Annotated in this window: 22 protein-coding genes, 4 tRNA genes and 1 pseudogene; 11 read left to right on the top strand and 16 right to left on the bottom strand. The window is 69.3% G+C overall.

Going from position 1 to position 24,425, the window contains the following annotated elements; genetic code table 11:
- Positions 1–135 precede the first annotated feature (135 nt).
- The 4 genes from IEY20_RS02510 to IEY20_RS02495 all read right to left on the bottom strand — a co-directional run bounded on the left by IEY20_RS02510 (position 136) and on the right by IEY20_RS02495 (position 6,016).
- Positions 136–3,528 carry an ATP-binding protein gene (locus tag IEY20_RS02510; protein WP_188888875.1) on the bottom strand — a complete coding sequence of 1,131 codons (3,393 nt, stop codon included), beginning with the start codon at positions 3,526–3,528 and terminating at the stop codon, positions 136–138.
- Entirely contained in the window at positions 3,525–4,304 is a 780-nt protein-coding gene (locus tag IEY20_RS02505) for a DUF4194 domain-containing protein (protein ID WP_175329323.1), read from the bottom strand. The genes IEY20_RS02510 and IEY20_RS02505 overlap by 4 nt, the downstream gene beginning before the upstream one ends.
- Positions 4,301–5,848 (bottom strand): DUF3375 family protein, encoded by a 1,548-nt coding sequence (locus tag IEY20_RS02500; protein WP_175329322.1) that lies wholly within the window; start codon positions 5,846–5,848, stop codon positions 4,301–4,303. The genes IEY20_RS02505 and IEY20_RS02500 overlap by 4 nt, the downstream gene beginning before the upstream one ends.
- Before the next feature lie 95 nt (positions 5,849–5,943).
- Positions 5,944–6,016 (bottom strand) — tRNA-Val (locus IEY20_RS02495).
- Positions 6,017–6,271: 255 nt separating this feature from the next.
- Here IEY20_RS02495 and IEY20_RS02490 point away from each other — a divergent pair.
- The 3 genes from IEY20_RS02490 to IEY20_RS02480 all read left to right on the top strand — a co-directional run bounded on the left by IEY20_RS02490 (position 6,272) and on the right by IEY20_RS02480 (position 6,586).
- Positions 6,272–6,343 (top strand) — tRNA-Gly (locus tag IEY20_RS02490).
- An 82-nt stretch (positions 6,344–6,425) separates the two neighbouring features.
- A tRNA-Cys gene (locus IEY20_RS02485) sits at positions 6,426–6,499 on the top strand.
- Positions 6,500–6,514: 15 nt separating this feature from the next.
- A tRNA-Val gene (locus IEY20_RS02480) sits at positions 6,515–6,586 on the top strand.
- Between the two features lie 96 nt (positions 6,587–6,682).
- Here IEY20_RS02480 and IEY20_RS02475 read toward each other — a convergent pair.
- The 3 genes from IEY20_RS02475 to IEY20_RS17470 form a co-directional block, all read right to left on the bottom strand.
- Entirely contained in the window at positions 6,683–7,513 is an 831-nt protein-coding gene (locus tag IEY20_RS02475) for a DUF1883 domain-containing protein (protein WP_049976580.1), read from the bottom strand.
- Between the two features lie 118 nt (positions 7,514–7,631).
- Positions 7,632–8,774: a site-specific integrase gene (locus IEY20_RS02470; protein ID WP_022904026.1), complete on the bottom strand. Its 1,143-nt coding sequence runs from the start codon at positions 8,772–8,774 to the stop codon at positions 7,632–7,634.
- Positions 8,774–8,905, bottom strand: a complete 132-nt coding sequence (locus tag IEY20_RS17470; RefSeq protein WP_261976562.1) for a hypothetical protein — start codon at positions 8,903–8,905, stop codon at positions 8,774–8,776. The genes IEY20_RS02470 and IEY20_RS17470 overlap by 1 nt, the downstream gene beginning before the upstream one ends.
- Positions 8,906–9,240: 335 nt before the next feature.
- Here IEY20_RS17470 and IEY20_RS02460 point away from each other — a divergent pair, with 335 nt between their 5' ends.
- The 3 genes from IEY20_RS02460 (at position 9,241) to IEY20_RS02450 (ending at position 11,954) form a co-directional block, all read left to right on the top strand.
- On the top strand, positions 9,241–9,984 hold the full coding sequence (locus tag IEY20_RS02460) for a hypothetical protein (RefSeq protein WP_175329321.1): 744 nt from the start codon (positions 9,241–9,243) through the stop codon (positions 9,982–9,984).
- 240 nt (positions 9,985–10,224) lie between these two features.
- Positions 10,225–11,100: a hypothetical protein gene (locus tag IEY20_RS02455; RefSeq protein WP_175329320.1), complete on the top strand. Its 876-nt coding sequence runs from the start codon at positions 10,225–10,227 to the stop codon at positions 11,098–11,100.
- Positions 11,097–11,954 carry a hypothetical protein gene (locus IEY20_RS02450; protein ID WP_148286195.1) on the top strand — a complete coding sequence of 286 codons (858 nt, stop codon included), beginning with the start codon at positions 11,097–11,099 and terminating at the stop codon, positions 11,952–11,954. The genes IEY20_RS02455 and IEY20_RS02450 overlap by 4 nt, the downstream gene beginning before the upstream one ends.
- Before the next feature lie 305 nt (positions 11,955–12,259).
- On the opposite strand, the gene IEY20_RS02445 is transcribed toward IEY20_RS02450, so the two are convergent.
- The gene (locus tag IEY20_RS02445) at positions 12,260–12,625 is read right to left on the bottom strand and encodes a DNA N-6-adenine-methyltransferase (protein WP_175329319.1); all 366 of its coding nucleotides are present in this window, start codon (positions 12,623–12,625) and stop codon (positions 12,260–12,262) included.
- A gap of 386 nt (positions 12,626–13,011) precedes the next feature.
- On the opposite strand from IEY20_RS02445, the gene IEY20_RS02440 reads away from it, so the two are divergent.
- Entirely contained in the window at positions 13,012–14,190 is a 1,179-nt protein-coding gene (locus IEY20_RS02440) for a hypothetical protein (RefSeq protein ID WP_175329318.1), read from the top strand.
- Positions 14,187–14,624, top strand: a complete 438-nt coding sequence (locus tag IEY20_RS02435) for a hypothetical protein (RefSeq protein WP_022904019.1) — start codon at positions 14,187–14,189, stop codon at positions 14,622–14,624. The genes IEY20_RS02440 and IEY20_RS02435 overlap by 4 nt, the downstream gene beginning before the upstream one ends.
- A 35-nt stretch (positions 14,625–14,659) precedes the next feature.
- On the opposite strand, the gene IEY20_RS02430 is transcribed toward IEY20_RS02435, so the two are convergent.
- Entirely contained in the window at positions 14,660–15,238 is a 579-nt protein-coding gene (locus IEY20_RS02430; protein ID WP_175329317.1) for a hypothetical protein, read from the bottom strand.
- Positions 15,239–15,655: 417 nt separating this feature from the next.
- On the opposite strand from IEY20_RS02430, the gene IEY20_RS02425 reads away from it, so the two are divergent.
- Positions 15,656–16,423 carry an SDR family NAD(P)-dependent oxidoreductase gene (locus IEY20_RS02425; RefSeq protein WP_175329316.1) on the top strand — a complete coding sequence of 256 codons (768 nt, stop codon included), beginning with the start codon at positions 15,656–15,658 and terminating at the stop codon, positions 16,421–16,423.
- A gap of 90 nt (positions 16,424–16,513) precedes the next feature.
- Here the strand turns inward: IEY20_RS02425 and IEY20_RS02420 are convergent, their stop codons facing one another.
- Positions 16,514–16,978 (bottom strand): DUF2231 domain-containing protein, encoded by a 465-nt coding sequence (locus IEY20_RS02420; protein ID WP_188888873.1) that lies wholly within the window; start codon positions 16,976–16,978, stop codon positions 16,514–16,516.
- Positions 16,979–17,135: 157 nt separating this feature from the next.
- Here IEY20_RS02420 and IEY20_RS02415 point away from each other — a divergent pair, with 157 nt between their 5' ends.
- Complete coding sequence (locus tag IEY20_RS02415; RefSeq protein ID WP_188888897.1) at positions 17,136–17,855, top strand: VIT1/CCC1 transporter family protein; 720 nt, start codon at positions 17,136–17,138, stop codon at positions 17,853–17,855.
- On the opposite strand, the gene IEY20_RS02410 is transcribed toward IEY20_RS02415, so the two are convergent.
- The 6 genes and pseudogenes from IEY20_RS02410 to IEY20_RS02385 form a co-directional block, all read right to left on the bottom strand.
- Positions 17,818–18,870 (bottom strand): lysylphosphatidylglycerol synthase transmembrane domain-containing protein, encoded by a 1,053-nt coding sequence (locus IEY20_RS02410; RefSeq protein WP_175329314.1) that lies wholly within the window; start codon positions 18,868–18,870, stop codon positions 17,818–17,820. The genes IEY20_RS02415 and IEY20_RS02410 overlap by 38 nt on opposite strands.
- 86 nt (positions 18,871–18,956) lie before the next feature.
- Positions 18,957–19,538, bottom strand: coding sequence for a pyridoxamine 5'-phosphate oxidase family protein (locus IEY20_RS02405; protein ID WP_175329313.1), 582 nt, complete (start codon positions 19,536–19,538; stop codon positions 18,957–18,959).
- A 26-nt stretch (positions 19,539–19,564) separates the two neighbouring features.
- Complete coding sequence (locus IEY20_RS02400; protein ID WP_042726681.1) at positions 19,565–22,099, bottom strand: cation-translocating P-type ATPase; 2,535 nt, start codon at positions 22,097–22,099, stop codon at positions 19,565–19,567.
- Positions 22,096–22,440, bottom strand: coding sequence for a universal stress protein (locus IEY20_RS02395; protein WP_175329312.1), 345 nt, complete (start codon positions 22,438–22,440; stop codon positions 22,096–22,098). Before IEY20_RS02395 ends, IEY20_RS02400 begins: the two co-directional genes overlap by 4 nt.
- Positions 22,441–22,570: 130 nt before the next feature.
- Positions 22,571–22,957: pseudogene (locus IEY20_RS17410) on the bottom strand (universal stress protein); the annotation flags it as partial.
- Positions 22,957–23,838 (bottom strand): universal stress protein, encoded by an 882-nt coding sequence (locus IEY20_RS02385; RefSeq protein WP_167510066.1) that lies wholly within the window; start codon positions 23,836–23,838, stop codon positions 22,957–22,959. The pseudogene IEY20_RS17410 and the gene IEY20_RS02385, both read right to left, overlap by 1 nt.
- Positions 23,839–24,027: 189 nt before the next feature.
- On the opposite strand from IEY20_RS02385, the gene IEY20_RS02380 reads away from it, so the two are divergent.
- Positions 24,028–24,417, top strand: coding sequence for a bactofilin family protein (locus IEY20_RS02380; RefSeq protein WP_022904009.1), 390 nt, complete (start codon positions 24,028–24,030; stop codon positions 24,415–24,417).
- Positions 24,418–24,425: the final 8 nt, after the last annotated feature.

Here is a 24,425-nt window from a genome sequence, read left to right as displayed (position 1 = left end):
ACACCCCGCGCGCGCCACCTCCGTTGGTCACGAGGCGTCGCTCTCGCGCGCGCCGGGCGACGGCTCGTGACCTTCGGTCGTACGTGAACGGGGTGTCGTGACCTTCGCGCCGCGCCCGCCCGCCCGTGCGCGCCCCTACGCCCCCGGCGCCACCCGGGCGATCTCCGTGATCGACGAGTAGCCCGTGTCGGGGTGCTTCCGCATCGACAGCAGCCGCTCCATCGACGGCTCGAGCGCCGTGACCTTGTCGAGCGGCGCACTCACGACGAGCTGGAACCCGAGCCGGAGCCACGCCGTCACCGCACGACCGGCGAACTCCGAGTCCGCCTTGATGAACGCCTCGTCGAGGAACACCGGGGCGAACCGGGGCCGCGGCCGCGTCTCGTCGCCGAGCTGGTACCGCAGCGCCGCACCGACGATGAACGCCACGAGCTCCTGTGTCTCGCCGCCCGACTTGTCGCCGAGGGAGGAGTACACGCCGAGGTCGTTGCCGTCGACGTCGTACCGCACCGCGGTGATCTCCATGTGCCGTCGGACGTCGAGCACCGCGTCACGCGCGGTCGTGCGACCACGGGGTGATGCGGGGTCGGGGCGGATGATCGCCATGAACCGGCGGAGTCGGCGGAACCGGGTCTCGAGCACGTCGTCGGTCAGCTCGGTGTCGACGGACGCGGACAGTGCGCGCAGCTCCTTGCGGAACGACGCGACCTCCTCGCGGGTCACGCGGCGGATGACGATCTTCAGCCGGTCGCGGTTCGCCCCGAACGGCAGCTCCCGGAGGATCTCGTTGACGGGTTCGAGGCGCTCCTCGATCTCCACGACCGCGCGGTCGAACGCGCCGGCGAGCGGGACGAGGTCCTCGCCGCTCCACTGCGACAGCCGTCGACGCCACTCGGTGCGTCGGGCGTGCAGGCCGGTGGCGACGATCTGGTCGAGGATCGCGTGGTAGTCGGGGTAGGAGGCCACGCCGGTGCCGAGGTTCGGGTCGGGCCACGCGTCCTGGTAGCGCTGGAACGTGAGCGTCAGCGCGGTGGAGGCCGCCGCCGCACCGTCGAGCGCCTGCGAGAGTCGTTCCTCGAGCCGTCGCCGCAACCGTCGGGCCGCGTCGTCGAAGCCGTCGATGCCGTCCGGTGCGCCGACCTCCGCGAACGTCTCGGTCAGCAGCCGGGCCTGTTCGTCGTCGGGCATCGCCTCCGGGGCGTCGTCGAACCGCGCGAGGATCTCGGCGGCCGCGTCCTGCCCGTCGACGAGCACGCCGTGCCGCTCCTCGAGCCGTGTGACGGACAGCCGTGCGGCGGACCGGCGGTCGGACGCCTCGTCGAGGGCCGCGCGGAGCCGGCTGGCCGCCGCGCGGAGGGTCCGCAGTCCGTCGTCGGCGGCGAGCAGCGCCTGGCGTTCCTCGTCGAGCTGGGTGAGGGAGGCGTCCACGCCGGCGACGTCGATGCCGTCCCAGGTGGCGTCGACCACGTGCTGGTGCGCCGCACGGAGGGTGTCGAGGGACGCGATGTCCTGCGCGACGACGGTCCGACGCGCCTCGAGCGTCGCGAGGTCCTGCGCGATCGAGGCGAGTTCGTCCTCGACGGCGGTGACCCGTGCCTCGTTCGTGAAGCCGATGACGTTCGCCTGGCGCCGGTCGCCGTGCGCGCCCCGGCGGCCGTCGCGGAGCTGTCCGGCGATCGTGACCCGGCGACCACCGCCACCGAGGTCCGCTGCGTCCTGCACGCACCGGGCGTCGGTCCGCTCGGACTCGATCCGCTCGCGCACCCAGGTGCTGAACGGGGAGGGCTTGATCGCGAGCTTGCCGGACACCATCGCGGGGTCGCCGTCGAGGTCGATGTGCGGACCGGTCGGCACACCCTCGAACTGGACCCGGACCGGCAGGCGCAGCCCGTCGATCGCCGTGCTGAAGGCGTCGAGCCGCTCCTGGTCGACCAGGAGCGTCCGCGCGACCGGTGCCAGGACGGACTCGATCGCCGTCCGCCAGGGCTCCTCGCCCGGCAGGACGTCGAGCAGCTCGGCCACGAAGGGCAGGTCGGCGGGGTCGATGCCGGCGGCGCGTGCCATCGCGACCCGGGCCTCGTGCATCGGCAGCGGCATCGCGCCCTGGCGGTGCTCGAGGGACTGCCGCTCCTGGCGCAGGGTCCGCTCGCGGTCGAGGAGCGGGTACTCCTCGCGGGTCAGGGCGTCGCGCCGTTCGTCGAGCGACGAACGCGAGTCCGCGTAGGAGCCGAGGAACTCGTGGGCGGTGCGCTGCGCGGCCCCGAACGACTGCTCGGAGTCGATCGCGGTCTCGAGGACCGCGGTGCGCTCCTCGAACGTCGCACGCGTCCGGGCGACGGTGTCGCGTTCGCGGGTCCGGCGGTCGATGCGGTCCTCGAGCTGCGCGAGGGCGTTGCCGCCCTGGTCGCGGAGTCGGGCCTCGGCGTCGCGGAGCTCGATCTCGACCGCTGCGTGCCGGGCCTCGGCCGCGGACACCTCCGCGCGTGCCGCGGTGCGCTCGCGGGCGTTCCGGGCGACCTCGTCGTCCAGCAGGGCACGCTTCCGCGACGCCGTCCAGTGGGCGAACGGGGAGACCTCGGCACCCGTGGCGATGCCGTCCAGCGCGGCCGCGGCGGCCTTCGACCGGGAGATCTCGGCGTGCAGGTCGACGATGGGGGAGAGGATGCGGACCTTGCGCTCCTCGGTGTCCATCGCCTCGTACGCCTCGTCGAGGGCGGAGAAGTGCGCGAGCGCCCGGTCCGCCGCCTCGTAGGTCGCCGGGGTCTCGAGCACGAGGGACTTGTAGAGCGCGTCCACGGTCGGCAGGTGCTGTCCGGCCTGGATGCGCGCGAGCAGTCGCATCGCCCGGTTGCCGCCACCGGAGTCGCCGATGCCGAGCCGGGTCTGCAGCGTGTACGCGAGTTCCTGGTACGTGTCGCGGATGACGAGTCCGGGGGCCCGGCCCGTCAGTTCGAGGTGGTGGAACCGCGAGGGCACGAACTCCTCGAGCCGCCGCAGGTCGAAGGTGTCGTCGACCGTCGCCATGGTCATCTGGATGTCGCCGACGCCGCGGGCGCGCTTCGGCACGATGTACGTGCGCAGGACGGTGAAGCGGCGCTCGTCGTCGTTCCGGAAGGTGACCGCGACCGCGCCCCACGTCGTCCGGTCGTCGCCGCGGAGGTTCACGTCCCGCAGGGCGCCGGTCTCCGGGTCGCGCTGCGTGTCGACCTTGCCCCGCAGGTACGTGAGCAGGTTGCGCTGGTCCGCGCCGCGCGCACGCCCGGTCGTGGTGTCGTTCGACGCCCCGTTGAACGGCACGTCGGACGGCATCATCACCGCGAGGTACGCGTCCATCAGCGTCGACTTGCCCGTCCCGGACGCCCCCGAGATCAGCGTGGCCGTGCCGGACAGCTCCACCTGGCGGTGCCCGTGGAAGCCGCCCCAGTTGACGACCTGCATCGACTCGGCGCGCCACTGCGCCACGGTGTCGAACAGCGCGGGCGTCGCGTACTCGTCCGGCGCGGTGCGGCCGATCGCGGTGTCGGTCATGCTGCCGGCTCGCCTTCGTCGTCGGTGTCGGCCGGCTCGGCCTGGAGGCCCGGTGCGGCTCCGTCGACGACCTCGCCGCCGTCGCTGGTCGCGGTCCGCAACCAGGTGTCGAGTTCCAGCAGTCGCTCGAGGGGGAGCAGCACCTCGACCACGCTCGCGACGCGGAACCGGTCCGGGTCGCTGGTGCGCAGCAGGATGCGCGCACGGACGAGCCGGTCGACGGCGCTCGCCACGCGGGCCTCGTCGCGGGTGCGGTCGGTCGACCCGGCGGGCAGGAACCCGGCCACGTGCCCGAGGATCTCCGACCGGTCGACGACCACCTGGTCCGGACCCGGTCGGGTGTCCGCGCGCAGTCGCATGCGGAGCCAGACGAGCACGATCGTCTCCTCGCGCGTGTACGGCACGTCGCGGAGGAGGGTCGGGAACGCCCGGCGCTGGCTCTCCGAGCGGGCCTGGCGCTTCCAGGCGACCTCGCGGTCGCGGTCCACGTGGAGCTCGAGGAAGAGGTCGTTGAGCCGCGACCGCAGCTGGGCCTCGGCGTCGAGCACCGCACGCCACTCGTCGGCGTGCGTGCGCGCACTCACGTAGGTGTGGCGGAGCAGCGCGACGAACGCGCGTCGCTGCGGCTCGTCGAGTCGGCCCTCGTCGCCCTCGAAGAGGGCGAAGCTCGTCTCGTCGCGGACCTCGTCCTGCGGGACCGTGCCGAAGTCGTCGACCTCGGCAGTGTCCGCGAACCCGGCCGTGTCGTCGACCGGTGCCGGCGTGGTGTCGCTCACCGTGCCTCCTGTCCGTGTGGTGTTGAAGGTGCTGGGTCGTCCGCCGCGTCGACGCGGACGGTGGCGTCGCCGTCCGCGAGGTCCGCGGTGGGCATGTGGAAGGTGACCGCGCTGCCGTCGGGACGCACGGTGTGGTGTGCGACGACGTGCCGGGCGTTCTCGAAGTCGGGCCGCCCGGTGAGCAGGTGGGCCAGGCCGAAGAGCTCGACCGGCCGCCGCTGCTCGTCGGGCAGGCCGTGGAAGGCGGCGGAACTCGTCGCGGCGGTCGCGGACCGGAGCGCGTCGCGGAGCTCGGCCAGCAGCGGGCCGCCGTGCCGTCGGAGGGTGTCGACGTCGAGGTCCTCGAAGACGTCGTCGTCGGGTTCCTCGATCGGTGGGGGCACGGACTCGGTGTCGGGGTCGTAGAGGCGTTCGCGGAGCGTCTCGACCTCCGCCTGGTCGGGGAGCAGGCCGAGCGGGACGCGGTCCCGCGCGGAACCCTGCTCGATCCAGGCCGCGAGGCCGCGGTTGACCGAGCGGAGGACCGTGTCGAGCTCGCGGTCGCGGACGACGTCGTGCGCCACGATCTGGTCGCGCAGGGTCGCGGTCAGTTGCCGGCGCCGGGCGAGGACGTCCTCGATGCCCTGGCGGAGGATGCTCACCGTGTTGCGGAAGGCCCGGCGCTCCCCGGGTTCGAGCGTGGCGGCGAACGGGTGCGCGAGGATCGTGCCGATGTCGTCGCGTAGCCGGAGCAGCAGGGCGTCGTCGCGGAGCAGCTCGAACGCGCCCTCGAAGGCCCGGCCCTCCGGCGTCGACTGCATGAGGTTGTCCGTGCGCGCCAGGTAGTCGTCGAGGATCTCGCCGATCGGACGCACCTCGCCGCGGAAGTCCTCGACGATCGAGCGGTGCATCGTCGCCACCGCTTCCTCGACCCGCTTGAAGTCGCTCGGCAGCTGCCGGATGAGGTCGGAGATGTTCGTGTAGCCGTCCCGCATCCGGTCGTCGTCGACCGTCTCGACGGCGTCACCGCTCGCGAGCCGGTCCCGCTCGGCACGGAGTTCGGCGATCTGCGCGTCGAGCCGTCGGATCTGCACGTCGGGGTCGGGTTCGGCGCGCGCCGCCCACCGGTGCACCGCGTCGACGATCATCGCGAGGCGGCTCTCGCTGATGAGGGCACGGTCGGCGCTGAGGGCGTCCACGAGGCTCAGGGCCTCGAGCGCGTGGCTCGTCAGGGAGTACTGCTCGTCGCCGTCCGGGGAGTTCGAGCGGACCAGCCAATGCGCGGCCACCCAGTCGCGGCACAGCGCGCGTCCGTTCGGCCGGGCGTCCTCGGCGTCGCCGGACTGGTCGCCCGCCGGCACGCGCGCGCCCGTCGACTGCAGCCGCGCGACGTGCTCCTCGACCTGCAGGTGCATCCGGTCGGCAGGGACGTACTGCACGTCCCGGTCGAACACCGCACGGAAGACGGCGACCACCGCGGCGCTCGTCGGACGCGAGAGGAGCCGCAGGGTCGGCCGGTCGAGGACGGCGCGCACACGGGCGAACTCGAGGTCGACGTCGGTCATGTGCCCCTACGAACTGGACGGAACTGGTCAGATGACGAGAGCCCGACGCGTGCTGCGTCGGGCTCTCGGTCGTGTCGTCGAAGCGACACAGCGGGTGGGCGATACCAGACTCGAACTGATGACCTCTTCGGTGTGAACGAAGCGCGCTACCAACTGCGCCAATCGCCCGCTGCACTTGTCGTGCCAGTCGATAGTAGCGGATGTCCGGCGTTCGGCTGAACACGACGCGTCGCCCGGGTGTGGCGCGGTCGGCGGGGCGCCCGCGGCAGCCCTCGGTTCCGCGTGAACACGGGGGACACGCCCGGTGAACCGGAAGGATTTTGGTGGATGCGCTCGGCTTCGTATAGAGTTTACGACGTCGCCGAGACGGCCGGCCAGCACGAACGGCCAGCACGACGGCAATCCGCTCTTCTCGAAGAGCATGCGGATGTGGCGCAGTGGTAGCGCATCACCTTGCCAAGGTGAGGGTCGCGAGTTCGAATCTCGTCATCCGCTCGAGTGTCAGGATCTCCGGATCCCGACGACTCACCAGAGGGTATCCCACCGTTCGGGTACTCACGGAGACGTGAACCTCGATGGTGGGGTGGCCGAGAGGCTAGGCAGCGGCCTGCAAAGCCGTCCACGCGGGTTCGAATCCCGTCCCCACCTCCAGCTCCACACTCCTCTGGGCGATTGGCGCAGCGGTAGCGCGCTTCCCTGACACGGAAGAGGTCACTGGTTCGATCCCGGTATCGCCCACAGCAGGAAACCCCCGGGAAACCGGGGGTTTTTGTGTCTCTGTGGCCACGTCCCGGGATGGACGCAGGATGCTTGGCACAGATTTGGCACGGTCTGCTAATCCGCCGCATTGTGTCCGCGTTGTCCCTCCGCACGTCGCGCATCGTTCACGAGTTCGGTGATCTCGTCGGCGATCGCGTGGATCGTCGTGTCTGCGGTCGAGCGTGCCAACTTGTCGGCGAGGCTCGGGCTGTTTGCGGCCACGCCGGCCTGATTGACGCCGTGCCAGATCGGCAGCAAGTTCTGCCGCCCGCCGACACCTAGGGTGACGATTCCGTCGAGCTCGTACTGTGTCCAGCCCTTGCTGAAGTACGCATCGCTCAGGACCACGGCCGCGAACCGACTGCTCCGGATGCCTCGATCGATTCGCTGGCGCAGACTGTCGCCCATCCGGATGACGGCCTGGTCCAGCCAGACCGTGATGCCACGAGCTTCAAGCGCCTTCGCGAGCGGTACGGCGACGGTCTCCTTGTCTTCGCTGGCGTGAGACAGGAACACGTCCCATGTCTGACCGTTCAACTCCGTCGCCGATGTCGGAGGAGTGGGGGTTCGAGTGGCGATGCTGCCTGACAGGGTCGGTTCCGCCGCGCTCCGGAACTCTGGGAGGTTCCCGCGAGGGGGTGCTTCGACGGAGACCTTCGCGTTGATCCGACCGGCGGCGCCGCCGAGGTCCACTGCGAGGATCCAGTGTCCGTTCGTCGGAACGGTGATCCTCGCGGGACCGCGCTTCACCAGCCCGCCCACGTACTTGATGTTGCCGCCTCGCCCCGATGCGTACCGGCGGTAGTTGTTCGAATCCATCAGCAGCACGTTCGCCTGGTTCCTGAGCGTGACCACGACGGTCGCACCCTTCTTGAGCGTGCCGAGGTCCTTCTTCAGATGCTCCACGCCACCACCGTACGGCCGGCCGCCGACGAACAAGACATGTGCGGGAACGACGATGCCGACTCGTCGACGAAGCGAACGAGCCGGCATCAGGAGCGGGTCGAGAGGTGGAACGAGGCGCTCAGAGTCGCTGCGCGATCCCTGCACCTGAGGCGAGTCCGTCGAGTTTCTCGACGAGCGGGGCGAAGTCGGACGGGAACAGACCGGTGTAGACGTCGAGAGTGATGCTCGGCTTGGCGTGTCCGAGCATGTCCTGCACGAGCCGCACTTGTGCACCAGCGGACACGGTCAGGCTCGCCGCCGTGTGGCGCAGGTCGTGCGGCGTCAGGGCGGGGAAGAGCTTGGGGGAGTCTTCGCCCGCGAACTCGCTTCCCGGCCAGCTGGCGATGGCTCGCTTGACTGCGGGCGCGAAGACACGCCGACGCCAGGTGGTGAGCCTGAGGAAGCCACCTTCAGGCGCGGTGAAGACGAGGTCTTGACCGTCGCGCCCCTTCGCGTGCCGTCGGAGTGGCCCCATGACCTGGGGGACGCCTGGCACCCGACGGGACTTTCCGCTCTTCGGCTGACCAACGACGAGCCTGCCCCTGACCTCGGTCGCAGACCGACGGACGTGAACGATGTTGTTCTCGAAGTCCAGGTCCGCGAACGTCAGTGCTGCTGCCTCACCGAACCGCAGCCCGGAGAAGGCGAGGAAGGCGATGAGCAGCCGGTCTCGCTCCGCGGACTCGTCGAGGAGGTGGGCGACTTGCTGCGCGTTCATGTAGCCGTGCTCCCGGGTGACCACCTTCGGTAGCCGAACGCCGCGCGCCGGGTTTCCGGTCATCAGCGCCTGCTCGACGCACTCCTCGAGGACGCCGCCCAAGATCTGGTGAGCCTTCTGGATGGTCTGAGCGCCGGCCCCGTTCGCGTGGATGGTTTCCACCCAGGCCTTGACTGCTTTCTTCGTCACAGCATCCAAGGGCTCTTCGCTCCAGTACGGCGTCACCCACTTGCTCGCTACGGCCGCACGGTTCGCGACGGTGCTCGCGGCGAGGGTCGCTCTCCGTGCCAAGAACTCGTCGATGAACGGCCCGAGCCTCTGCGACAGTTCAGTCTGGGTCCGGTAGGTGGGCTTGCTCATGGCGACCGTGTTGACGGCCGACCACTCCTTCGCGTCCCGCTGCGTTCGGAACCCACGCTTCCGTGTGGTCCGCCCGTCGGGCTTGGTGTAACCGACTTCGTACCGCTTGCCCTTTGCGGTCTCGTAGGCGCGGATGGTGGCCATCAGGCGGCCGCCCCGTTGTGCGAGACGCGAGTTTGCTCGACGTAGTCGAGGAGGTCACTGAGGCGGTACGCCACGGAACGGCCGACCTTGATGTAAGCGGGACCTCGGCGGAGGTAGCGCCACTGCGCCAACGTCCCGACGGTCGTGAGGAGGAAAGCCGCGGCTTCTGCTGGCGTGACGAGAGCAGAAGGCTGGGCAGCGGGGCCGTGGGCCGCCGACGCTGGGGTCCCTGGGCGGGAGGTTGTGGACATCCTTGATTCCGATTCCGTGATGAACTGCCCGCGACGTTGGTCACGGCATCTGCCCTGCGGGCCGACGGTAGCCCTATGCGCGTACTCATCGGGCGGCTTCTGAGATGAATTGGGATGAAGAAAATGCCCCGTCAAGGGCCGGTTGGCGTCTCCATTCACCGTCGACGCAACACCGGTGGCAAGAGGCGACTGGCAGGTCTCGGTAGGGTCGTGCGGTGGCTAGCCTCCTTTCACCGGCCCGAGGGCACCGGCTCCTCATCACCCTGCTGTCCGGCATGGGGGTGAACGAAGCCGATGTGATCCGGACGGAGACGACCGCCCGGCAGGCCACCGTGCGGTCCGAGGGCGTGATCGCCACCGTGATGATGAACACGAGGCCCGCATCTGCGGCGCGAGTCGTCGCGCTGCTCGAAGAAGCGGCGGGCGCCAACGTGCTGGCGGTCGCTGTCAACGGTTGGGGGAGCGCAGGCCTGGAGCAGTTCGACGGGATGGGCGGGGCCCGCTTCGACCTCCAGTCAGACATGTCGGTGCGTCCTGCTAACTTCGTGGCAAGGGTCGTGACGGCTCTCGGCCCCGTGGACGCGAAAGCGGTCGAACGGTGGATCCTCGATACGAGGAACCGTGCGACATCAGCAACGGGAGCCGGCGACGAACTGGACTCGCTCGCCTTGCAAGTGCGGACGGCGCAGCAGAGCAGCAATACACCAGCGTCCGCGTGGCTCGATGTCATCGAGCTCCGGGAACGCACATCGGTGCTCCGGGGAGCCCTCCGAGAGGCACTCGGCCGTGCTGAGCGCGGGGATGGTCTCGAGGTGCTCCGCACTCTTCCGCCGATGCGACTTGCCCGTTGGCAGAAAGTGCATGATCTCACCGTTGAGCTGGAAGAAGCCGTGGATCGGGCCTCGGGCGAGATCCGGGCTGCTCTGGAGGGACTCGCGGCGCAGAAGCCTTCTCACTAAAGTCGGACCGAGTTCGAGTTTGTTGGAGCGTCAGCGGGAAACGATGACGAGCAAATGTGCGTTCGTGTACCCGACCGGACAGTGAGCACCGACTCAGACGCCGGACGGCGCTCGGACAGACTGGCTGTCCGACGGTTCTGAGTTGAGCCAGAGGCGATGTAGGTCGGCAACAAGCCAGCGATCACGCCGGTACCAGGGGCGAGCGGTTGCAGCGTCGGATGCCATGGCTACGCTGCAGTCGTGAAGGTTCTCCGGCGATGCGCCTTCTGCGGCCGCACCGATTCTCCGCTGACGAAGGAACACGTGTATCCGCGCCATTGGGCAAACTTCTTCCCGAGGAGCGGTACCGGTCCGGTGAACGTGTTCCAGACGACACCGAAGGGGCACGTCCAGCGGCGGGGCGCAAACCACCAGTTCGACGAGCAGGTTCGGGACGTCTGTGCGGTGTGCAACAACGGTTGGATGGCAGAGCTGGACGAAGCCGCCAAGACGGTGGTCGTTTCCCTTGGGCAAGCAACGACCGCGATGATGGATGCTTCGGCTACCTCGACGTTCCGAAGCTGGGCCACGAAGATCGCCTTGGTGAGGACGTTGCAGGACAAAGCGCACGCACAGCAGGCACACGAAGACCGCTTCCACGACTTCTACCGGGATCGAAAGCCATTCGGCCCGCTAGTCGTACAGGCGGCGCGGTGCGAGATGCCTCATGGGGACAACAACACCTCCTGGGTGATGCCGGGTGCCAACAGTGCCACGAGCAACACAGTCACCGTGACGCTCGGCCGGCTGTTGTTCCAAGTCGGCATCTTCGCGCCTGGGGACGAGACCTACGGGCCGCTGACACGTCTGCAACTCGCCGCGGTTCGGAACATGACGAAGGGGAAGGTTCGCCTGGTTCGCGACCAGCGAAGGTTCGAGCTCGGAGAAGAAGTTACCGAGACCGAGATGATGCTGGTTCGTGAGCCGGCAGCGCTGATCGGTGCTGGCCCGGCGGCCGAGAACAACATCAGCCGTACCCCCATCAAGCGATCCAGGGGCGGCAGCTTCGGCAATCCATACGGAGTTCCGAACATCAACGATGTTGCGTGGCAAAGATACGGAGATGAAAGCCTTTGAACGCACCTGAAGACAACCACGACTTCCCGTTCCTCGACGTGTGCGTCCTATCGGAGCCTCGAGCGAACGAGATGGACTTCGAAATGGCGCAGGCGACCCGCGACATGCCCCATGTCCGCGTATTCGGAGCCCACGTTACGGTGGCGCAAGCGGTTCAGATAGGCATCGACACGCTGGACGAGGCGATTGAGGCGATCGGTGCCTACCGGAGGAACGTGTACGGCGACGACCGGGTTCGATTCGTAGTTCTTCCGGGTGTGGGTGACGACGACGCCACGCCGATCGCCTGGACGAAGCGCTTCGATGCGCCAATCTACGGCATCCGCGCGGATGGCTCCCTTGTCGCAGCCGACGGCTTCCACGAAAACATCACTATCAGCGACCTCGCGCGTTCCGCGGGTGAGTTTGGCAACGGCACGAACGATCGCCTGGTGCTGGTTGCTCCGACCGGCCTTGGAGATGCCAGCGTCTATCACGAGGTGGTCGCGTTCCTGCTCGATCACTGGTTGGAGTACGCGCTCGCGACCTGGAGTGGATTCAAAACGGTGCGGCGCGCGGTGCTGCGCCGCAGTGCAATCCGTGCGGCACGCCGGGCCGCCGAGGCCATGCTGCACGCCGGGCTCGCTCAGCCGTGGCAGCTTCGGAGGTTCACTGACACGAGGAGCGAATGGAAGCTGCCCCGATTCGCGAGATTGATGCAGATTTCGCACACGGACGCGGCGCGCCTTCTTCGGGCCCTGGGCTACGAGCCTCGCGGTGGTGGTGGCGGTGTCTGGGAACCGAGCGAATCGCGGCGAGCCTCTCGGGCTCGTGGGCGCTGGATCCGCGACGAGTCCCGTCGTACCGAGAGCTGAACGCCAGTAGACCAGGGAGAGGGAGGTCCGAAGCAGTGTACGAGGGCCATCCTATTCCGGCTCAAACCTGCCGCTGCTCGCGCAGCCGCTCCACTCAGGCGGACGTTCCGTGGTCGATCCGCACGCCGGAGCAGGCCGCGGACTCGCTCGAGGAGCGCTTCCGCTCTGGCGCGGCCGACCGCCGACCGCCGACCAGGCCAGGGCTAGAGCCAGCTCCAACGGACATGCACCGTCGGCTTCCATCCCCACCAAAGATGTTGTCGGCGCCGCGGCCGTCCATCACGGACGCGGCGCCGAAGGGGAGTTCAGCCAGAGATGCTGTCGAGATGGAAACAGAGTCCGAGGCCTGACGCCCCGAGCGCCGCGGCCGCTGTGGCTCCCCACGCCAGGAAGACGCTGCCGGCGCCGGGGGAACCTCCCGGCTGCATGGTGCGGCCGTCGATGAACTTGATGCGGCCAGACGTGAAGCACACGAGGTCCGCGCTCTTGGCGGCTTCGTGGAACCACTTCGTGTCCGTGCGCGCGAAGACTAGAGCGATGCCCTCGCCGTGGTCGGCCAGACGCTGGAGCCAGGTTCGGGTGTCGTCGTACGGCGGGTTCACCCAGCAGAGACCCCGCCACGGCGAGGAGAGTCCGTCATCGGCGAGGGTGTAGACGGCTCCCGCGGGCACGTTCGACCTGCTGGACCCGGGGGGAGCATGGGTCGAGGTCGAAGGTGACGGCGAGTGCCTGGAAGATGTAGTCAGGCGTGTACCAGTCGATGGTGGCGCTCGGCGCCTCGTGGGTCCAACCTCCCCGGCCTGCGCGCGAGTTGGTGGTGGTGGAGGTGATTTCTCTCATGCCAACGCTATGCGGGCCACCATCATCCGGGTCCTGAAACACCAAAAAACCCAGGTCACGACCGAGTTCACCGGCCGGTTTGCTATTCCTCGCCGGGCCGCGCCCATCCGAGCGCCTGATGGACGAACCCGCAGGTCACTCGAACGCGGGGTCGCACGGCAGATGCGGGATGAGCAAGAGTCAGTCGCATGGAGGACACTGAGAGGTCAAGCGCGCCATGACCGCGCGCCTCGATGTCGTCCTCCAGGGCTCGAGAACCCCGATCGACGTGGCGGTCTTCACGGACCTCATCGAGAATTCCGTCGCGGCCGGACGGTTGCCGTACAGAAAGGCGCTCGTCCGCGGCGAGATCCGTCTCTCAGATCTCATCGACCTGGCGAGGGTCGCCCACGTGCCGTGGCCGCTGTTCTTCGCGCCGTTCGACGTCGTCCATGCTCAGGTCGAGGCGAAGACGGCGAAGCTCCTGCAGGGACTGAGCAAGGACACGTTCTCCATGAACTCGCGAGCCACGGTGCAGCTCCGGGATGTGGAGCTCATCGTCAAGGACCTGCTGCGTAAACAGATGCTGCTCCGCACGCACGACGAGACGCTGGCGGACAACGCGATCGTCGGGATGCTCCGGAAGCCTCGCGGGAGCGCCGCAGACGACGCTCTCGCGCTCCTCGATGCGATCGGTCTCGAACCGAACGGACTGCGCCAGGCGCCGACGAAGAAGGGTGCGCTCGAACTCCTCATCGCTCATCTCGAAGCGAACCAAGTCCTCGTCGCGCGGAGCGTACGAGGTTTCATGCCGCAGCTCATCGAGGTCAAGTTCAGCGGCCTGACGGTGAAGGATCGGACGGTTCCGTACATCTTCCTCGCTCGGGGCGACCAAGGAGACGCACAGGAGCCGGAGGGACGTCAGCTGTTCACGCTGACGCTCATGGCGGTGCTCGTCGCGCGCAACATCTTCGCGCCGGTGACCTACGACGGGCGGACCCCCGCGATCGACGGCGGGCGAGAGTACGAGATCACCGCCGAGATCCTGATGCCGGCTGCGGACGTCCGACAGCGGGAGTTTGGATCCCTTGACGACATCCGTGCGGCGGCGGACACGTTCAAGGTGACACCGAGTGCGATGCTCGTGCGCGCGGAACACCTCAGGCTCGTCACGGCGGCCGAGACGAGGTCTTATCTCGCCGTCCTCGAGCGGGACTTCGCTGCACTTGCTCGTTCCCAGGCTCGGACCCCGAAGCCCGTGAACGGGGTGCGCACATACAACGGACGGGCGCTGTCCACCCGCATGCTCGGCGCGCTCGACTCCGGCAAGATCACGCCCGGCGAGTTCTGTCGGTCCGTGTGCGGGAACCGGATCAAACCGTACGAGATCAGCGAGTTCCGTGAGGCGCTGCGATGATCGGCCGCCGCTACCTCCTGGACAACAACGTCCTTCCCCGTCTTACGGTCGAGCAACGACGGTCGGACTTCGTCGTCGAGAACTGTCGAGTGCCGTCAGAGGTGCTTCATGAAGCCCGATTCCTCCCGGACATTGAAAAGCTGCTGAGCTTGGAGTACCCGACTACCGGGCGCGTGCTGCGACACCTGATGGTCGTGATGTCGAGGGTCCCGATCGGCGACACCGCTCTGGTTGACCTCTACAAGAACCGTGGCAATGCCGACCCACTCCTCGTCGCGTGTGCGCTCGACGGCCTCGAAGAAGCGAACGAGGGCCTCTTCGGAATCGAGTGGGTGGTGGTGTCGGACGACGGCGCGGTTCAGGGGATGTGCGAGGAGTTCCGCATTGTCACGCTGACGAGCGTCGACTTCTTGCGCTTCCTCACCCGCGGCTGACCGACTAGCGCTCACGCCGCCGGAGTTGGCGTTGGTCACGAATCACCCGGCTGAGGGGGCGGGGGTTCCGCGCGCAGACGGAGGAGTTGCGCGTCGAAGGACTTCATCGCGTCGACGATCGCGTCGTCGTCGTGGAACGGCACCGACCACCTCGCCGCTTGCAGACGGTGGAGGTCGATCACCGCTGAATCGCGGGTCCCACCGCCGGTCACGCGCGTGACGAGCTCCGCCATCACCCCTCGCGCTGATTCGTGCATCCGCAGGTAGGGCGAGAGCTCTGACTGCGTGTCGAGAGGCGGCCCGATGACGGTGAGGACGTCGATGAAGAGCTCGATCGACGTCACTCCGATCGTTCTGGCTGCACGGAGTCGCGCGACGACGAGGTCGACCCGTCGCTGCGCCGCCTCCATCGTCGACTCGCGGCCGGAGCTCACGGCCACTCGCCGCAGCCGTCTCACTCGGCGGACGACCTCGATCGCGGCTTCGTCGAGAGAGCTGTCTTCTGCCAGCGAGAGCGCGAGACGTTCGGCGGCTCGACTCGATCCGGCGAGCCGTCGGCGTGCTGTCTGTTCCTCCGCGAAGTTCATGCGCGTCCTATGCGCGGTCGCGTTCACCGGTGACCTGAAGCGTCCCGGCCCATCGAAGCCGAGACGGAGACAAAGTGGGTCAGATCAAGAAACTCGCTTTTACGGATGTCCGGTTCGGATCGCACGAACTGTCCCGCCGACAGCTCCTCGGTGGGACACCATTCACGCTTGCTTCACGCGCTGTGTGAGTGAGCCCGACCATGCGTTCGGCGGTCGAGGAATTGGGCAGACGCCGCCGCTGCCCTCGCGTTTCGGACACGACCAATCTCGCCCGACGGCTGCCCGAGATTCTGCGCGGGTCCTCTCCCTGATCCCGTGGCGGTTGGCGCTCGCGAGGCCAGATGGCAGGGCGTCCGAGAAGGTCGGAAGTCCCTGGTGCACGCGTCGCGTCCGGACTGGGATGGCCTGAGCCGGACCACCGGCGATGGACAGATGGGAGTGGACATGGACGACGCGGTAACGACCTCGAGGGCGCGCTTCGATGGGCGGACGGTGATCGTGACCGGAGCGGGTGCCGGCATCGGCAGGGCGACGACGGAACGGCTCATCGCGGAGGGGAGCCGGGTGGTCGCGGTCGACCTCCTTGAGGATCGTCTCGCGGCACTCGCGGAAGACGTGGCTTCCGAACGCCTCGTCACGGTCGCCGGTGACCTCGCCGACCGTCGGACGATCGACCACGTCGTCGCCGAGGCAGGCGAGCACATCGACGGCCTCGCGAACGTGGCGGGCATCATGGACGGCTTCCTCCCGACCGCCGAACTCGACGACGACGTCTGGGACCGCGTCCTCACCGTGAACCTCACCGCCGTGATGCACCTGACGCGCGCCGTCCTCCCCACGATGATCACGGCACGAACCGGCAGCATCGTGAACGTGTCGTCCGAGGCCGGCCTCCGGGGCTCCGCGGCCGGGACCGCGTATACGACGTCGAAGCACGCCGTGAACGGGTTCACGCTCAGCACCGCGTTCTTCTACGCACCCGCCGGTGTCCGCTGCAACGCGGTTGCACCCGGGGCGGTCGTGACGAGCATCGAAGCACCCTTCCGGTCCCAGTACGCGGGTGAGCGGCTCGGACCGTTCATGCAGACGAACGTCCCGCCGATCGCGACCGCCGTGCAGCTCGCCGCCGGGATCGCCTGGCTCCTCAGCGACGACTCCTCGAACGTCACCGGCGTCGTCCTGCCCTCCGACGGCGGCTGGTCCGCCATCTGATCGGTCAGAAGTCGCACAGGGAGGTGCGGGATCACCTGACCCCGCGCCTCCCGTCCCGCAATGCGTTGATCATCGATGACGCTCAGGCTCCTACCCCTTCCAAACTGCCTCGGCACCGGCGTGGCCGATGACGACGACCTGCACGATTGAGACGACGGCGACCGCGACGAGGAGCACGGGGCCGATGATCGAGATCACCCGCACCACACCAGTGCGCTTCTGGCGTCCGGCTCCGAAACGGTGCCATCCCCACCACAGCACGAGGAGGGCGAACACCGCGATCGACCACGGGAGCATGCCGTCAGCGAGCTCGGTGTGCCGCTCCAGCAGCGCCGTCTCCTTCTCACGGTGTTCGAGCCATTCACCCGATGACGTCGCGAGGGGGACGGACACGAGTGCGACCAGACCGATGTTCGGCCCGCCCACACCGAGCCACCGCCGCGCCGCCGGCCAGACGGCGACGGCGATCGCCGCGAGCGCGGCGACCGGGACTGCCACGGAGGTGAGGTGGACGAAGAGTGGGTGGAGCGGGATCCCGCCGAACTGCCAGTTCATGTCGGCCTTCCTGGTCGTGCGCCGTCCGGTGTCGGCGCTGCCCGATCAGCCAATCCGAATGGGTCGCGGACGTCGCGGTGATCGTCCGCGCGGCGCCCGATCCGAATGTTCGAGATCCCACACGAACACCTCCGTCGAAAGCTGGTTGCCTGGGGTCATGACGACGCCTGTGCCGCACCCTGGCGAAGCCCACGCCGGTGACCTCGCCGCGCGGTTGAACTGGCTGCGCGCCAGCGTACTGGGCGCGAACGACGGCATCGTCTCGACGGCTTCGATCGTGGTCGGCGTCGCCGGCGCCTCCACCTCCGTCCCCGCGATTGCGACCGCCGGTGTCGCCGCGCTGGTCGGCGGCGCCATCTCGATGGCGCTGGGGGAGTACGTATCGGTCAGCAGCCAGAAGGACAGCCAGCGCTCGCTCATCGAGAAGGAGCGCCGCGAGCTCGAGGACGACCCCGTCGCCGAACTCGAGGAACTCACCCAGCTGTGGGAGGCGCGTGGTCTGCAGCGCGCCACTGCCGAGGCGGTCGCCGGTGAGTTGACAGAGCGCGACGCTCTCGCGGCGCACCTGACGACGGAACTCGGAATCGACGAGGACGAAGTAGTCAGCCCCTGGCACGCGGCATTCGCCTCGGCGGCAGCATTCTCGATCGGCGCGGTCCTGCCCCTGTTGGCGATCCTCGTGTCGCCCGGATCGGTCCGGGTGCCGGTCACGTTCGTCGTCGTGCTCCTCGCGCTCGCGCTGACCGGTGCGGTCGGTGCGAGAATCGGCGGCGGATCGGTGCTAAGGGCCACGTTCCGAGTGGTCGTCGGTGGTGCGCTCGCCCTGGCGGCGACCTTCGTCATCGGGTCCATCCTCGGTACGAGCGGCGTGGTGTGAGCCGGTGGTCACGCAACCGTGACCGGGGTGACGTCGCGCTGCGGCGGCGGGTCGAGGCGAGCAGGAACGGTGCGACGACGAGTGCGGCGAGCATCGGCAGCCAGTACTCGACGGCGCGCCAGCCGAGGACGCCGAGCAGCGCAACCGACGTCGGGACCCCTGCGACGTGAAGCGTGGTCACTGCGGCTCCCTCGACCAGCCCGAGCGCCCCGGGTGTGATCGGAACGGTGGCGAGGACGTTCGCGATGCCGTACGCCAGGACGACGACCGGCCACGGGGGCCGGGCGCCCGCAGCGACGAGCATGAGCCCGAACGCCAAGAGATCGGCAGCCCAGTTGCATCCCACCCAGGCGAGCAGGGTCGCGAGCGTCCGGACCGATCGGAGGCGCCCCATCCCAAGGGCCAGTCCGTCGACGTAGCCGAAGATGGTGGCTTCGGACGGGTGCCCGACGGCTCGCCGCAGCGGCGTCGTCAACCACATGGCACCCTCCCGTACGCGATCGGGCCGGCGAGCGATGACCGCGCCGCCCAGTCCGACGGCGACGGCGAGCAAGAGGACCGTTCCGACGAGGACGGCGACACCAGGGGAAGGACGGCCGTGCCAGGCGGTCATCGCTACACCACTGATGAAGAGTGCGCCGAGCACGACGTTGGAGACGATGACACCGGTCGTGGCCGCGGAGGCAGCAATCGGGACCGGGACGTCGAACCGTCGCAGGAGTGAGATGCGCAACCCCGCGGAGGTCGCCGCTCCACCGGGCAGAACGCTGCGGACCCCCTGCGCGACGAGGTCGACCGCGAGGACGTGCCGGAAGCTCGGCGCGTCGGGGCCCAGGAACGCGCGGGTAGCACGAGACGCGGCCGTCAGGGACACCGCCTCGGCGAGGACCGCCACGCCGGCGACGATCGAGGCGCTCGGCGGTAGTTCGCGGAGGACGAGGAACGCCTCCTCGGCGTGCGGCGCGGCGATGACCACCGCCGCGGCGACCAGAAAGGGTGCGGCGATCGCGAGCATCCAGCGTAGTCGTGACGGACGGGAGGCGCGGTGCAGGTTCGCACCGCGCCTTCCGTCCTCCCGCCCGGCGCGACCGCGAGGGGCTGTCATGGAGCGGCTTGGTCGAAGAGCCGGCCGGTGACGCTGGTCGGCTCGAGCACGACGGTGGCGCGCTTCGGTGTCGCCAGCATCGAGCGGATCCGCTGCGCCGTCACGTGCCGGGTGTCGGGGATGTGGGCGGTTCCCCTCGCCACGACGCTCCAGGCGGTCCACCCGTCGTGTTCGTCCACCTCCATCAGGATCTCGCGCCCGGAGTGGACGGCGTCGAGGATCACACTGCTCGAGGTCGCGAAGGCCAGTTTCCGTGTCTCTGTGACGTAGTTCACCGGGATGATCTCCAGCGATTCCTGGGTGCGGAACGCTACGCGGGCGATCCGGCTGCGGTGCAGCCGTTCCCAACACTGGTCCGCGTCGAGCGTGACGACGAGTTCGTCCAGCGGGTTCGCATCGAGTCCGCCCGCTCCCTGAGCCCGCGGATCCTTCGCCTCGTTCGATGGTCCGGTCGCCGCTGCTTCCATGGTCTTTCCTCCTGGTCTGCGGGACGGAACGAGCGTGATCGCTCTGATTTCTCGCCCGGTCGGACCAGCATGCGACGCACCGTTGCTCGTGCGCAGGGCCGGAAGTCCCACCGACCCGGGGCGCGACGCGCCTGCGGTCAGCGGGTCCGACCGAAGCGAGCTGCGAAGCGGCGCACGTGGTGTGCGGTGCGGTGCGCTCCGAGATCGTTCCGGAACACGTACCGGAACGCGAACGCCTTGAGCCCCTCGACGAGGAGCAGGTAGACGACGGCGATCACGGCGACGACCGCGAGCAGGCTGCCGGGCAGCGGCGCGAAGTCGACGAGCACTCCGATCGGGCTCAGCGGCAGCACGACTCCGAGGGCCGCCGAACCGAGTGCACCGAGGGTGAGCCACCGTCCTGGCCGACTGCGCCAGGACGGAACGCGGTTCGTGCGAACGACGAACACGACCAGCGACTGGGTGAGGAGCGACTCGACGAACCAGACCGTCCGGAACTCCGTCGGGCCGGCGTGCACCACACCGAGGAGGACGGCGAACGTGATGAAGTCGAACAGTGAGCTCACCGGTCCGAAGACGAGCATGAACCGACGGACCGCGCCGACGTCCCAGCGCGCGGGAGACGTGAGCCGTTCGCGATCCACACGGTCCGTCGGGATCGCCAGCTGCCCGAGGTCGTAGATCAGGTTGTTCAGGAGGACCTGCGCGGGCAGCAGCGGGAGGAACGGCAGGAAGCTCGCCGCGACGGCAGCGCTGAGCATGTTGCCGATGTTCGACGAGGTGCCCATCATCACGTACTTGAGGGTGTTGGCAAACACCCGCCGACCGGTCCGGACGGCGGTGGCGACTGCGTCGAGTCGTTTGTCGAGCAGGACGACGTCCGCCGCGTCCCGGGCGACGTCGGTCGCCGAGAGCACCGAGATGCCGACGTCCGCCGCGTGCAGCGCGAGCGCGTCGTTCACGCCGTCGCCGAGGAACGCGACGGTCCTCCCCGCGTCGCGGAGCGCACGCACGACGACCGCCTTGTCCGCGGGGCGGACACGAGCGACCACGCCGGCGTCGAGCACCCGGGAAGCGAGGGCAGCCAGGGGCTGGTCGGCCGCAGCACCGATCTCGCTCCCGAGCAGCGCGGAACCGACGGGGATGCCGACGTCGCGCGCGAGACCGGCGGCGACCACCGGGTCATCGCCGGTCACCACGACGACCTGGACACCGAGGTCACGCAACGCGCCGATGGCGTCCGCGACGCCGGCGCGGGGCGGGTCCTCGAACACGAGGAACCCCTCGAGCACGAACGCACTGCTGACCGCGATCGGGTCCGCGGTCGTCGTCGCTCGGGGCACGGCCGCGGTCGCGACCGCGAGCACCCGGTGACCGGCGGCGAGCAACCGCTGCAAGGTCTCCTGGCCAGCGGGTGCGACGTCGCTGCACCGCGCCAGCACGACGTCCGGAGCGCCCTTGACGACCAGGCGGCGGCTTCCGTCGTGTTCGAGGACCAGCGCCGACGAGGTCATCCGCTCGTGGTCGAACGGCCGGGTGGCGAGGACGACCGGTGAGCCGTTCCGTGCCGCGTTCGCCGCCGACGCGTCGAGGATCTCGCGGTCGAGGACGTCGGCGACCGAGCCGGCCGCACCGTCGGCGCGCACGTCTGGTGGCACGGTAACCCGGGCCACGCCCAGGAGCGTCGAGGCGGGGCGACCACTGGGGTCCAGCGCATCCTGGAAGCGGAGGCCCCCCGACGTGAGCGTGCCGGTCTTGTCGGTGACGAGGACGTCGACACCGCCGAGATCCTCGACGCACACGAGACGCTTCACGAGCACATCCGACCGCTTGAGGAGTCGGGCGCCGGAGGCGAGCGCGGTGCTCACCACGGCGGGGAGCAGCTGCGGCGTCACCCCGACGGCGATCGCCAGCGCGAACAGCACCGTCGTCAGCAGTGGGCGGGAGAACGCGATCCCGGCCACCACGATCAGGACCATCAGCGACACGGCGACCCAGACCAGTAGCATCGAGAAGCGCGCCAGGCCGGCCTGGAACGCTGTCTCGGGCGCACGGGAACGCAGACCAGCAGCGATGCCGCCGAACTCCGTCGCCCTCCCGGTGGCCGTCACCCGCGCATCACCGGAACCGGCGACGACGACTGCGCCCTGGAGCACGGACTCGTCGGTCCGGTGTTCCACGGGACGGGACTCTCCCGTGAGGACGCTCTCGTCGAGTTGGAGATCCTGTGCCGACACGAGTGCTGCGTCCGCGGGCACGACGCTGCCGACCCCGAGGCGCACGAGGTCACCGACGACCACGTCGCGCACGTCGACGGTCGTCCAGACCCCGTCGCGGAGCGCCCGAGCGGTGTGCCGCAACTGGTCGGCCATCGCCGAGGACACCAGCGCGGATCGGTACTCGTTGACCGTACCGAGCCCGACGCTCGTGAGGAGGATGACGGTGATCACGACGGCGTCCTGCACCTGCCCGAGCACTGCGGAGACGACCGCGGTGGCGAGCAGGAGGAGGAGCACGACGTTGCGGAACTGTCCGGCGATCGTGCGCACGAGGCTCGGTGCCGATGTGCCAACGGCGTTCGGCCCGTCCTCGGCGAGCCGCGCCGCCGCGGCTGTTGACGTGAGCCCTTCGGCGAGGTCGGCAGTGGGCGCCGTGGAGGTCGGACCGTTCATCGTCGGCGCGGGTCCGGTGAGCGCAGCGGCGCGATGCACACCGGAGTTCGCGAACCACTGATGAGCTCGTGTGCAGTGGAGCCGAAGAGCCGACCCTCAAGCGTCGACGTGTGGTGTCGTCCGAGGACGACAATCGACGCGTCCTCGGCGTACCTGCCAAGGACGTCGGCCGTGTCGCCTTCCTCGACGACAGGTCGGTGTTGCAGTCCGGGGAACCGGGTGTGGAGGAGCCGTTCGGCGTCGATCAGGACCTCCCGTGCGTGCGTTTCGACGAGTTCGGGGTCCTCGAAGGCGCTCAGCGTTCCGACCCGGGCGGGTTCGGCGACCTTCCACGAGCGCACCAAACTGAGCCGCCGGTGCTCCCGGACGGCCTGGGACCCCGGCGAAGCGGAGCGCGGTGTCACCAGTGGCGTCGTCGACCCCGAGGACGACGTCCCCGTGCGTCGGTCGCCAGTCCTCCGGGACGACGACGGTCGGACCGTTCGCGAGGGTCGGCACGCGTTCGGGCATCCACCCGTCGAGCGCTGTTCGGACGCGGTGCTGGCGCCGGTTCCCGATGACGAGCAGGTCCGCGGTCGATGCAGCGTCCGCGAGCATCCGGTCAGGCACCCCTGACAGCCGGAACACTGCGACGTCAACCCGCTGGTGTGCCACGGTCAGGCGCTCTGCGGCGCGGGCGAGCCGTCGGTCGAGGGCCAGTCGGTCACCTCCCCATCCGTTGGTGACGGTGATGAGCTCGACCCGGCTCCCTGGCGTGAGGCGCCGGACGGCCACCCAGTCCACCGCTCGGTCACTCGCCTCGTGTCCGTCGATGCCGACCACCACGTGTTCGGTCCCGACGACGCTGCTGTCGCGCATCACCGCACCTCGGCGTGCAGCTGTTCCGGACGGCGCTCGGACTCCGCGCCCCCACCGGTGTGCGTCGGTTCGGGGACGATGCACACCGGCGCGTGCCCCTCGTGCATCAGGCGTTCACCGACCGACCCCGTGATGAACCCGCCCAGTGCCGTCCGGTGGCGACGCCCGACCACGATCAACGACGCACCCCGGGACGACCGGAGGACCACGTCGCGAGCTTGCCCCTCGACGGCTTCGCCGGTGACGTGGAGCCCTGGCTGCGCGGCACCGACCGCCCGGAGCGCGGCCCGGAGTTCGAGGTCGGCCTCCTTCGACCAGAGGTCTCGGTCCTCCTGGAGGTCGACCGCAGCGTAGGCGTCGACCGCGCTCGGGACCGCCCAGGCGCGCACGAGGGCGAGCTCGTGACGGCCACGGGCCGCTCGGTCGGCGGCCCAGGACAGCGCGGCGGACGCGGACCGCCCGTCGACACCGACGACGACCGGACCGTCGGACCGCTCCCAGTGTTCCGGGACCACCACGACCGGGGTGACGGCGTGCGCGACCACCCGCTCGGCCACGCGTCCCCGCGCCGCGGCGACGAACGTGTGCACCTGGTTGCCGCCGATCACGAGCATGTCGCCGCGCGTGGCGTCCGACACGAGGCGATCCACGGTCGGCCCGCCGGTCACGTCGTGCCGGACGGTGAGCTCGGCATGCGTCGAGCGCAAGCGCTGCTCCGCCGCCTCGAGTCGCTCTTCGGACCGTTCGAGGGCCTCGCCGGTGTACTCGCTCACGGTGACCAGCCGCACGCTGTCCGTCGCAGGGTCGACGGCGTCCGCGATCCAGTCCACGGTCCTCCAGGCGGCAGTCGTGTCGTCGATGGCGACGGTGTAGGCGGTCATGGTCACTCCCTTCGCAGTGGACACCGGTTGCGCCCACCTGCGGCTCCAGCCGCATCCCATCACCGCACGCTAGGTGCGGGCGGACGACGCCGGCAGGGCCGAAGGTCCCGCCCACCGGCGCTCCCTCGCGGCGCCGAGCAAGGACCTCCGACCCTGTCGTGCCGACGGCCAGCCCGCGACACTGCCGCCATGATGACCAGACACCGAACCCAGCCCACCGCCCGCCGTCACGTCCCGCGCTCGGCGGTCGTCCTCGGCATCGTCGTCGCTCTGACAGCCGTCACGGGAGGCGCCGCCGCAGCCGTCACGACGACACAGGACGACCCGTCCAGGATCGGCGCGACGGAGCGCGTGACCGGCCCGCGGTTCCTCAGCGGCACCGACGTCGAGGTCGCCGGGAACGTGGACGGGGACGTGTACGCCGCCGGCCAGAACGTGACCGTGAGTGGGCGGGTCACCGGGGACGTCATCGCGGCCGCACAGACCGTGACCGTCACCGGAGAGGTGGACGGAGACGTCCGGCTCGCTCGGTCGCGGGCGACCTCGGCCGCGACGCGCGACTCAGCGTGGACCGGCTGACCGTCGCC

The sequence above is a fragment of the Curtobacterium luteum genome (assembly GCF_014646995.1).
Classification (GTDB): domain Bacteria; phylum Actinomycetota; class Actinomycetes; order Actinomycetales; family Microbacteriaceae; genus Curtobacterium; species Curtobacterium luteum.
Note: the sequence above shows the minus strand (reverse complement) of the source record. Positions and strands in the feature narration are given on the sequence as shown.

Bases quoted from the DNA above. Each gene is read 5' to 3' on its own strand.
- IEY20_RS02410 (WP_175329314.1), bottom strand. From the start codon at position 18,870: ATGCTCGCGATCGCCGCACCCTTTCTGGTCGCCGCGGCGGTGGTCATC.
- IEY20_RS02400 (WP_042726681.1), bottom strand. From the start codon at position 22,099: ATGAACGGTCCGACCTCCACGGCGCCCACTGCCGACCTCGCCGAAGGG.
- IEY20_RS02500 (WP_175329322.1), bottom strand. From the start codon at position 5,848: ATGACCGACGTCGACCTCGAGTTCGCCCGTGTGCGCGCCGTCCTCGAC.
- IEY20_RS02510 (WP_188888875.1), bottom strand. From the start codon at position 3,528: ATGACCGACACCGCGATCGGCCGCACCGCGCCGGACGAGTACGCGACG.
- IEY20_RS02425 (WP_175329316.1), top strand. From the start codon at position 15,656: ATGGACGACGCGGTAACGACCTCGAGGGCGCGCTTCGATGGGCGGACG.
- IEY20_RS02385 (WP_167510066.1), bottom strand. From the start codon at position 23,838: ATGACCGCCTACACCGTCGCCATCGACGACACGACTGCCGCCTGGAGG.
- IEY20_RS02435 (WP_022904019.1), top strand. From the start codon at position 14,187: ATGATCGGCCGCCGCTACCTCCTGGACAACAACGTCCTTCCCCGTCTT.
- IEY20_RS02440 (WP_175329318.1), top strand. From the start codon at position 13,012: ATGACCGCGCGCCTCGATGTCGTCCTCCAGGGCTCGAGAACCCCGATC.
- IEY20_RS02470 (WP_022904026.1), bottom strand. From the start codon at position 8,774: ATGGCCACCATCCGCGCCTACGAGACCGCAAAGGGCAAGCGGTACGAA.
- IEY20_RS02380 (WP_022904009.1), top strand. From the start codon at position 24,028: ATGATGACCAGACACCGAACCCAGCCCACCGCCCGCCGTCACGTCCCG.
- IEY20_RS02415 (WP_188888897.1), top strand. From the start codon at position 17,136: ATGACGACGCCTGTGCCGCACCCTGGCGAAGCCCACGCCGGTGACCTC.
- IEY20_RS02420 (WP_188888873.1), bottom strand. From the start codon at position 16,978: ATGAACTGGCAGTTCGGCGGGATCCCGCTCCACCCACTCTTCGTCCAC.